The sequence below is a fragment of the Photorhabdus bodei genome, assembly GCF_003287735.1.
GTDB lineage: Bacteria > Pseudomonadota > Gammaproteobacteria > Enterobacterales > Enterobacteriaceae > Photorhabdus > Photorhabdus kayaii.
The window spans coordinates 26,097-34,489 of record NZ_NSCM01000048.1 but is presented as its reverse complement, the minus strand read 5'-3'; the positions used below and the strand labels follow the sequence as shown (position 1 = coordinate 34,489).

Genomic DNA, 8,393 nt, shown 5'->3' with positions numbered 1-8,393 from the left:
GCTACCGTCCACAGTTCTACTTCCGTACAACTGACGTGACCGGTACCATTGAACTGCCAGAAGGCGTGGAAATGGTGATGCCAGGTGATAACATTCAGATGAAAGTTACCCTGATTGCCCCAATCGCAATGGACCAGGGTCTGCGCTTCGCTATCCGTGAAGGTGGCCGTACAGTAGGCGCTGGTGTTGTTGCTAAAGTTATCGCATAATTTTTTGATGTGATTACACTAAAAGGGCATCAACCGATGCCCTTTTTGTACGTTGTCTTAATAAGAACCTATCTCATCAATAGTTGTTTTTAATTATTGGTGAGATAGGCTCTGATGCAACGAATTGGCTATATCGCTCTCAGATATACAATGTCATACTGAATTATGGCGCCAAGTCAGATACAATCACTCAAATTTTTTGGTTCGGTCTGATTTGTTTTGCTCTTGCGAGGCAAGCTGGCTATCTATTTAAATCATAGTTACAGGTTGGTTTATGAGTACGAATAGCGATGCTCAAGAAAGCAGGCGTAGTCTTGAAGTAATGAAATGGCTATTAGTGGCAGCCTTATTAACGGTTGCTATCGTTGGAAACTACCTTTATCGGGAGTATAGCCTTCCTCTACGCGCGATGGCGGTTGTTGTTATTGTTGCTCTTGCGGGAGCGGCTGCGCTCTGGACTGCAAAGGGTAAAACCACACTGGCTTTCGCTCGTGAAGCCCGCATTGAAATGCGCAAAGTCATTTGGCCAACTCGCCAGGAAGCGCTGCACACGACTTTGATTGTTGCGGCGGTGACTGCATTGATGTCTTTGATCCTCTGGGGTCTTGACGGTATCCTGGTGCGTTTAGTTTCACTTATTACAGGCCTGAGGTTCTAAGATGTCAGATTCCCCAAAAAAACGTTGGTATGTTATACAGGCATTTTCCGGGTTTGAAGGTCGTGTTGCACAATCTTTACGTGAACATATCAAACTACATGATATGGAAGATTCTTTTGGCGAAGTGATGGTGCCAACAGAGGAAGTTGTTGAGATTCGTAGCGGCCAGCGTCGCAAAAGTGAACGCAAATTCTTCCCTGGGTATGTGCTGGTACAAATGATTATGAACGATGCAACATGGCATCTCGTTCGCAGCGTACCACGCGTCATGGGTTTTATCGGTGGTACATCTGACCGTCCGGCACCAATCAGTGATAAAGAAGTTGATGCGATTATGAATCGCCTTCAGCAGGTTGGTGATAAACCACGGCCAAAAACATTGTTCGAACCAGGCGAAATGGTTCGTGTCAGCGATGGTCCATTCGCAGACTTCAATGGTGTTGTGGAAGAAGTCGATTACGAGAAGAGCCGCCTGAAAGTTTCAGTTTCTATCTTTGGTCGTGCGACACCGGTTGAGCTGGATTTCAGCCAGGTAGAGAAGGCGTAATTTTCGAGCGTATCTTTTGCTGGCTTGCAATAGGTGAGAAATTAACATACAATTCCGCGCCTTTTGTTTTTTAGTAGTCTGGCCTGGATAAGGCGGGACTGAAATGACAGGGGAGCCTTTTAAATCAAAGGCGATACCACCCACATAGAGGAAAATTATCAATGGCTAAGAAAGTACAGGCCTATGTCAAGTTGCAGGTTGCAGCTGGTATGGCTAACCCAAGCCCTCCAGTAGGTCCTGCTCTGGGTCAGCAGGGTGTTAACATCATGGAATTCTGTAAGGCGTTCAATGCTAAAACTGATAGCATTGAAAAAGGTCTGCCAATTCCTGTTGTGATCACTGTTTATTCTGATCGTTCCTTCACTTTCGTTACTAAAACCCCACCAGCGGCTGTTCTGCTGAAGAAAGCTGCGGGCATTAAATCGGGTTCTGGCAAACCGAACAAAGACAAAGTTGGTAAAGTGACCAGTGCGCAGATTCGTGAAATTGCTGAAACTAAAGCTGCGGATATGACCGGTGCTAGTGTTGACGCAATGATGCGTTCAATTGAAGGTACTGCTCGTTCCATGGGCCTGGTAGTGGAGGATTAATCGATGGCTAAACTGACCAAGCGCATGCGCACAATCCGTGAAAAAGTGGATTCAACTAAGCAGTATGACATTAACGAAGCTGTTGTTCTGCTGAAAGAGCTGGCTACCGCTAAATTCGTAGAAAGCGTTGACGTTGCTGTTAATCTCGGCATCGACGCTCGTAAATCTGACCAGAACGTGCGTGGTGCAACGGTACTGCCTCATGGTACTGGCCGTTCCGTTCGCGTAGCTGTATTTACCCAAGGCGCAAATGCAGAAGCTGCTAAAGCAGCGGGCGCTGAACTGGTAGGTATGGAAGATCTGGCTGAACTGGTTAAAAAAGGCGAAATGGACTTTGACGTTGTTATCGCTTCTCCAGATGCAATGCGCGTTGTTGGCCAATTAGGTCAAATCCTGGGTCCTCGTGGTTTGATGCCAAACCCTAAAGTGGGTACTGTAACTCCTAACGTTGCTGAAGCTGTTCAGAATGCTAAAGCGGGTCAGGTTCGTTACCGTAACGATAAAAACGGCATTATCCACACCACCATTGGTAAAGTTGACTTCGACACTGACAAATTGAAAGAAAACCTGGAAGCTCTGCTGGTTGCGCTGAAAAAAGCCAAACCATCTTCTGCTAAGGGTATTTATATTAAGAAAGTTAGCCTGTCCACTACCATGGGCGCAGGTGTTGCGATTGACCAGTCTGGTCTGAATGCTTCAGCTTAATTTTAGCTGAATGTGATTGTGATTATCGCTTTACCTTGGCGTCAGATTTGTCTAAAATTTGGCGCCTTATGTTTGGCTAGTAAGTTTTTTATTAGCTAAATAAAAAATTTTCGGTTGGAGCTTGGCCTAATCCAAGCCCCGTCCAAGACCGCAGGTGTAAGTAATTACTTAATATTCCTGCGTAGACGGTGACAGAGCCAAATGAAATTCATTTCTGGATTCTGCTCACCGTGTTTTAGAGCTCAGGCCCCTTTATGGTGTTATGAGCGATGTGAGTTCCGGGTTCTTCCCGGTTAATCCAGGAGCAAGAAGCTAATGGCACTAAATCTTCAAGACAAACAAGCGATTGTTGCTGAAGTCAGCGAAGTTGCCAAAGGTGCGCTGTCTGCGGTTGTTGCGGATTCCCGTGGCGTTACTGTAGATAAAATGACTGAACTGCGTAAAGCAGGTCGCGAAGCTGGCGTTTACATTCGTGTTGTTCGTAACACGTTGATCTGCCGTGCTGTTGAAGGTACTGCCTATGAGTGCCTGAAAGAAGCGTTTGTTGGTCCAACCTTGATTGCTTTCTCTAACGAACACCCGGGCGCAGCTGCTCGTCTGTTCAAAGAGTTCGCGAAAGCGAATCCAGCATTCGAGATTAAAGCAGCAGCCTTTGAAGGTGAGTTTATTCCTGCGGCCAATATTGACCGTTTGGCAACACTCCCGACTTACGAAGAAGCAATCGCACGCCTGATGTCAACCATGAAAGAAGCCGTTGCAGGCAAACTGGTTCGTACTCTGGCTGCGTTACGCGAGTCACGCGAGCAGAAAGAAGTAGCTTAATTGCCGATTTCCTTCGTTGCTTTTTAACGTATAAATTATTTCTGAATTTTAGGAACACTTGTTATGTCTATCAATAAAGAACAAATTCTGGACGCAGTTGCAACAATGTCCGTCATGGATGTTGTTGAACTGATCACTGCAATGGAAGACAAATTCGGCGTTTCTGCGGCGGCGGCGGTAGCTGTTGCTGCTAGCGGTGCTGCTGAAGCTGTTGAAGAACAAACTGAGTTTGACGTTGTTCTGTCTGCTATTGGCGGTAACAAAGTTGCTGTTATCAAAGCAGTACGTGGCGCAACTGGCCTGGGTCTGAAAGAAGCTAAAGATCTGGTTGAAAGCGCTCCAAACGCTACATTGAAAGAAGGCATCAGCAAAGATGATGCTGAAGCGCTGAAAAAATCTCTGGAAGAAGCTGGTGCTTCTGTTGAGATCAAGTAAGTTTAGTTTTGAGTTAGCAGCCTGACTTTAAAGGCTGATGGCTGGTGATTAAAAAATCACCAGCCTTTTTGCGCTGTAGGGCATTAGCAGCATTTCCACTGTTTGGCTGTTAATTAACCCCCAAATACTTTTTCCTATTGACGACTTAATATACTGCGTTCTCAGCTACGATCCACTCGGGTAGCTCGGTAGTAATGTAACGCAATGAAATGATTTAAGAGTAATAGTAATGAGTATTACGGAAAATAATTCAATTTTCTGTTCGAAAAAACAGTGTTGTAAAGAGCTGTCCTTTAGGGCGGGCAGAGTGGGTCACTGATCAGCGAGCTGAGGAACCCTATGGTTTACTCCTATACCGAGAAAAAACGTATTCGTAAGGATTTTGGTAAGCGTCCGCAAGTGTTGGACGTACCTTATCTCCTTTCTATCCAACTTGACTCGTTCCAGAAGTTTATCGAGCAAGATCCAGAAGGCCAGAATGGTTTAGAAGCGGCATTCCGTTCTGTATTCCCAATTCAGAGCTACAGCGGCAGTTCGGAGCTGCAATACGTTAGCTACCGTCTTGGTGAGCCAGTGTTTGATGTTAAAGAGTGCCAGATTCGAGGTGTAACTTATTCTGCACCTCTGCGCGTTAAGTTGCGTCTGGTTATCTATGAACGTGAAGCACCGGAAGGCACGGTCAAAGATATCAAAGAGCAAGAAGTCTACATGGGTGAAATTCCGCTCATGACTGACAACGGTACTTTTGTTATCAATGGTACTGAGCGAGTTATTGTCTCCCAGTTGCATCGTAGTCCTGGTGTATTCTTTGACAGCGATAAGGGTAAAACTCACTCATCCGGTAAAGTACTGTATAACGCACGTATTATTCCTTACCGTGGTTCTTGGTTAGATTTCGAATTCGATCCAAAAGATAATCTGTTTGTGCGCATTGACCGCCGTCGTAAATTGCCGGCAACGATTATTATGCGTGCAATGAATTACAGCACTGAAGAGATTTTGAACCTGTTCTTCAGTAAAACGATTTTCGAAATTCGTGACAACAGACTGCAAATGACTCTGGTACCAGAACGTTTGCGTGGTGAAACTGCTTCTTTTGATATTGAAGCAAACGGCAAGGTTTATGTTGAAAAAGGCCGTCGTATTACCGCACGTCATATCCGCCAGTTAGAAAAAGACGAAGTGAACCGTATTGAGGTTCCTGTTGAATACATTGCGGGTAAAGTTGTTGCAAGAGACTACATTGATGTCAATACAGGTGAAATTATCTGTGCTGCTAACATGGAGCTCTCTTTAGATCTATTGGCACGTTTGAGCCAGTCTGGTCACAAATCTATCGAAACATTGTTCACCAACGATTTAGATCACGGCGCATATATTTCCGAGACACTTCGTGTTGATCCAACCAATGACCGTTTGAGTGCTTTGGTTGAGATTTATCGCATGATGCGTCCTGGTGAACCACCAACCCGTGAAGCGGCGGAAAATCTGTTTGAAAATCTGTTCTTCTCAGAAGATCGTTATGATCTTTCTGCGGTTGGTCGTATGAAATTCAACCGCTCATTGAGCCGGGAAGAAGTTGAAGGTTCCGGTATTCTGAGTAAAGATGACATCATCGATGTCATGAAGAAACTGATTGATATCCGCAATGGTAAAGGTGAAGTCGACGATATCGACCACTTAGGCAACCGTCGTATCCGTTCTGTTGGCGAGATGGCAGAAAACCAGTTCCGTGTTGGTCTGGTACGTGTTGAGCGTGCGGTTAAAGAGCGTCTGTCCTTGGGTGATCTGGATACACTGATGCCTCAGGACATGATCAACGCTAAGCCGATTTCAGCCGCAGTGAAAGAATTCTTTGGTTCCAGCCAACTGTCTCAGTTTATGGACCAAAACAACCCACTTTCTGAAATCACTCACAAACGCCGTATCTCTGCGTTGGGTCCAGGTGGTTTGACCCGTGAGCGTGCTGGCTTCGAAGTGCGTGACGTACACCCAACCCACTATGGCCGTGTATGTCCAATCGAAACCCCGGAAGGTCCGAACATCGGTCTGATTAACTCATTGTCTGTTTATGCGCAGACTAACGAGTATGGTTTCCTTGAAACCCCGTATCGTCTGGTTCGTGATGGTGTTGTTACTGATGAAATTCACTATCTGTCTGCGATTGAAGAAGGTAACTTCGTTATCGCACAGGCGAACACCGTATTAGATGATGAAGGTCACTTCGTTGAAGATCTGATAACTTGCCGTAATTATGGTGAATCCAGCTTATTTAACCGTGAGCAGGTTGAATATATGGACGTTTCCACTCAGCAGGTGGTTTCCGTTGGTGCTTCCTTGATCCCATTCTTGGAACACGATGACGCAAACCGTGCATTGATGGGTGCGAACATGCAACGTCAGGCTGTACCTACTCTGCGTGCTGATAAGCCGTTGGTTGGTACGGGTATGGAACGTGCAGTAGCGGTTGACTCAGGTGTAACTTCTGTTGCTAAGCGCGGTGGTGTGGTTCAGTACGTCGATGCATCTCGTATCGTTATCAAAGTAAACGAAGATGAAATGTATCCGGGTGAAGCAGGTATTGATATTTATAACCTGACGAAATATACCCGTTCTAACCAGAACACCTGTATTAACCAAATGCCATGTGTCTCTCTGGGCGAACCCGTGGAACGCGGCGATGTACTGGCTGATGGGCCATCTACTGACTTGGGTGAACTCGCGCTCGGTCAGAACATGCGCGTAGCGTTCATGCCGTGGAATGGTTATAACTTCGAGGACTCCATCTTAGTTTCTGAGCGTGTCGTCCAGGAAGATCGCTTTACAACCATTCATATCCAGGAACTGGCTTGCGTATCTCGTGATACCAAATTAGGGCCTGAAGAGATCACGGCTGACATCCCTAACGTGGGTGAGGCCGCGCTCTCCAAACTGGATGAGTCCGGTATTGTTTATATTGGCGCAGAAGTGACCGGCGGTGACATTCTGGTTGGTAAAGTGACACCTAAAGGTGAAACTCAGCTAACGCCAGAAGAAAAATTGCTGCGTGCTATTTTCGGTGAGAAAGCGTCTGATGTTAAAGACTCTTCTCTGCGCGTACCAAATGGCGTATCCGGTACGGTTATCGACGTACAGGTATTTACCCGTGATGGCGTAGAAAAAGATAAGCGTGCTTTGGAAATCGAAGAGATGCAACTGCGTCAGGCGAAGAAAGACCTGACAGAAGAGTTGCAAATCTTTGAAGCTGGCCTGTTTGCACGTATCCGTTCTGTTTTGATTTCTGGCGGTATAGAAGCTGAGAAACTGGATAAACTGCCTCGTGCGCGTTGGTTAGAGCTGGGTCTGGCTGATGAAGAGAAACAGAATCAGTTGGAGCAGTTGGCTGAACAGTATGACGAACTCAAAGCTGAGTTCGAGAAAAAACTGGATGCTAAACGCCGTAAGATCACTCAAGGTGATGATTTGGCACCGGGTGTGCTGAAAATCGTCAAAGTTTATCTGGCGGTTAAACGTCAGATTCAGCCTGGTGATAAGATGGCAGGTCGCCACGGTAACAAGGGTGTTATCTCCAAGATCAACCCAATCGAAGATATGCCTTACGATGAAAACGGCACTCCGGTAGATATCGTACTGAACCCATTGGGCGTACCATCACGTATGAACATTGGTCAGATCTTGGAAACGCATCTGGGTATGGCGGCGAAAGGTATTGGCGACAAGATCAATGCGATGCTGAAACAGCAGCAGGAAGTTGCCAAACTGCGTGAATTTATCCAGAAAGCTTATGACCTGGGTGATGAAACCCGCCAGAAAGTTGATCTGAGCACTTTCTCTGATGAAGAAGTTATGCGTTTGGCAGAAAACCTGAAAAAAGGTATGCCAATTGCGACACCTGTGTTTGATGGTGCGAAAGAGAAAGAAATTAAAGAGCTGCTGAAACTGGGTGACTTGCCAACTTCTGGTCAAATTACCCTGTTTGATGGCCGTACCGGTGAGCAATTTGAGCGTCAGGTTACTGTTGGCTACATGTATATGCTGAAGCTGAACCACTTGGTGGATGACAAAATGCATGCTCGTTCAACCGGTTCGTACAGCCTGGTTACTCAGCAACCGCTGGGTGGTAAGGCACAGTTCGGTGGTCAACGTTTCGGTGAGATGGAAGTGTGGGCATTGGAAGCATATGGTGCCGCGTACACCTTGCAGGAAATGCTCACCGTCAAGTCCGACGATGTTAACGGCCGTACCAAGATGTATAAAAACATCGTGGATGGCAACCACCAGATGGAGCCAGGTATGCCGGAATCCTTCAACGTATTGTTAAAAGAGATCCGCTCTCTGGGTATCAACATCGAGCTGGAAGACGAATAAATCGTATTCCCGCTGGTACTGTCCTGAATGGATATGACGGGCAGTTTACCAGCCAGTGG

At 46.2% G+C, this 8,393-nt stretch carries 8 protein-coding genes; all 8 read left to right on the top strand.

The annotated features are described in order from the left end of the window. On the top strand, window positions 1–209 hold a 209-nt coding region (locus CKY02_RS19410; RefSeq protein ID WP_476641933.1), incomplete at its 5' end, for an EF-Tu C-terminal domain-related protein. Window positions 210–483: 274 nt separating this feature from the next. Further along, complete coding sequence (gene secE, locus CKY02_RS19405) at window positions 484–867, top strand: preprotein translocase subunit SecE (protein WP_112879334.1); 384 nt, start codon at window positions 484–486, stop codon at window positions 865–867. Between the two features lies 1 nt (window position 868). Continuing rightward, the gene (nusG, locus tag CKY02_RS19400; RefSeq protein ID WP_011144820.1) at window positions 869–1,414 is read left to right on the top strand and encodes a transcription termination/antitermination protein NusG; all 546 of its coding nucleotides are present in this window, start codon (window positions 869–871) and stop codon (window positions 1,412–1,414) included. Between the two features lie 161 nt (window positions 1,415–1,575). Next, window positions 1,576–2,004 carry a 50S ribosomal protein L11 gene (gene rplK / locus CKY02_RS19395; protein ID WP_112896559.1) on the top strand — a complete coding sequence of 143 codons (429 nt, stop codon included), beginning with the start codon at window positions 1,576–1,578 and terminating at the stop codon, window positions 2,002–2,004. Window positions 2,005–2,007: 3 nt separating this feature from the next. Then, window positions 2,008–2,709 (top strand): 50S ribosomal protein L1, encoded by a 702-nt coding sequence (gene rplA / locus CKY02_RS19390; RefSeq protein WP_112896558.1) that lies wholly within the window; start codon window positions 2,008–2,010, stop codon window positions 2,707–2,709. A gap of 315 nt (window positions 2,710–3,024) precedes the next feature. Further along, window positions 3,025–3,531, top strand: coding sequence for a 50S ribosomal protein L10 (gene rplJ, locus CKY02_RS19385; protein ID WP_112879332.1), 507 nt, complete (start codon window positions 3,025–3,027; stop codon window positions 3,529–3,531). A 63-nt stretch (window positions 3,532–3,594) separates the two neighbouring features. Further along, window positions 3,595–3,966 (top strand): 50S ribosomal protein L7/L12, encoded by a 372-nt coding sequence (gene rplL, locus CKY02_RS19380; RefSeq protein ID WP_112879331.1) that lies wholly within the window; start codon window positions 3,595–3,597, stop codon window positions 3,964–3,966. Window positions 3,967–4,305: 339 nt separating this feature from the next. Continuing rightward, a complete protein-coding gene (gene rpoB / locus CKY02_RS19375) occupies window positions 4,306–8,334 on the top strand; it encodes a DNA-directed RNA polymerase subunit beta (protein WP_112896557.1) in 4,029 nt (1,342 codons plus the stop codon). Window positions 8,335–8,393: the final 59 nt, after the last annotated feature.

Bases quoted from the DNA above. Each gene is read 5' to 3' on its own strand.
- secE (WP_112879334.1), top strand. From the start codon at position 484: ATGAGTACGAATAGCGATGCTCAAGAAAGCAGGCGTAGTCTTGAAGTA.
- nusG (WP_011144820.1), top strand. From the start codon at position 869: ATGTCAGATTCCCCAAAAAAACGTTGGTATGTTATACAGGCATTTTCC.
- rplK (WP_112896559.1), top strand. From the start codon at position 1,576: ATGGCTAAGAAAGTACAGGCCTATGTCAAGTTGCAGGTTGCAGCTGGT.
- rplA (WP_112896558.1), top strand. From the start codon at position 2,008: ATGGCTAAACTGACCAAGCGCATGCGCACAATCCGTGAAAAAGTGGAT.
- rplJ (WP_112879332.1), top strand. From the start codon at position 3,025: ATGGCACTAAATCTTCAAGACAAACAAGCGATTGTTGCTGAAGTCAGC.
- rplL (WP_112879331.1), top strand. From the start codon at position 3,595: ATGTCTATCAATAAAGAACAAATTCTGGACGCAGTTGCAACAATGTCC.
- rpoB (WP_112896557.1), top strand. From the start codon at position 4,306: ATGGTTTACTCCTATACCGAGAAAAAACGTATTCGTAAGGATTTTGGT.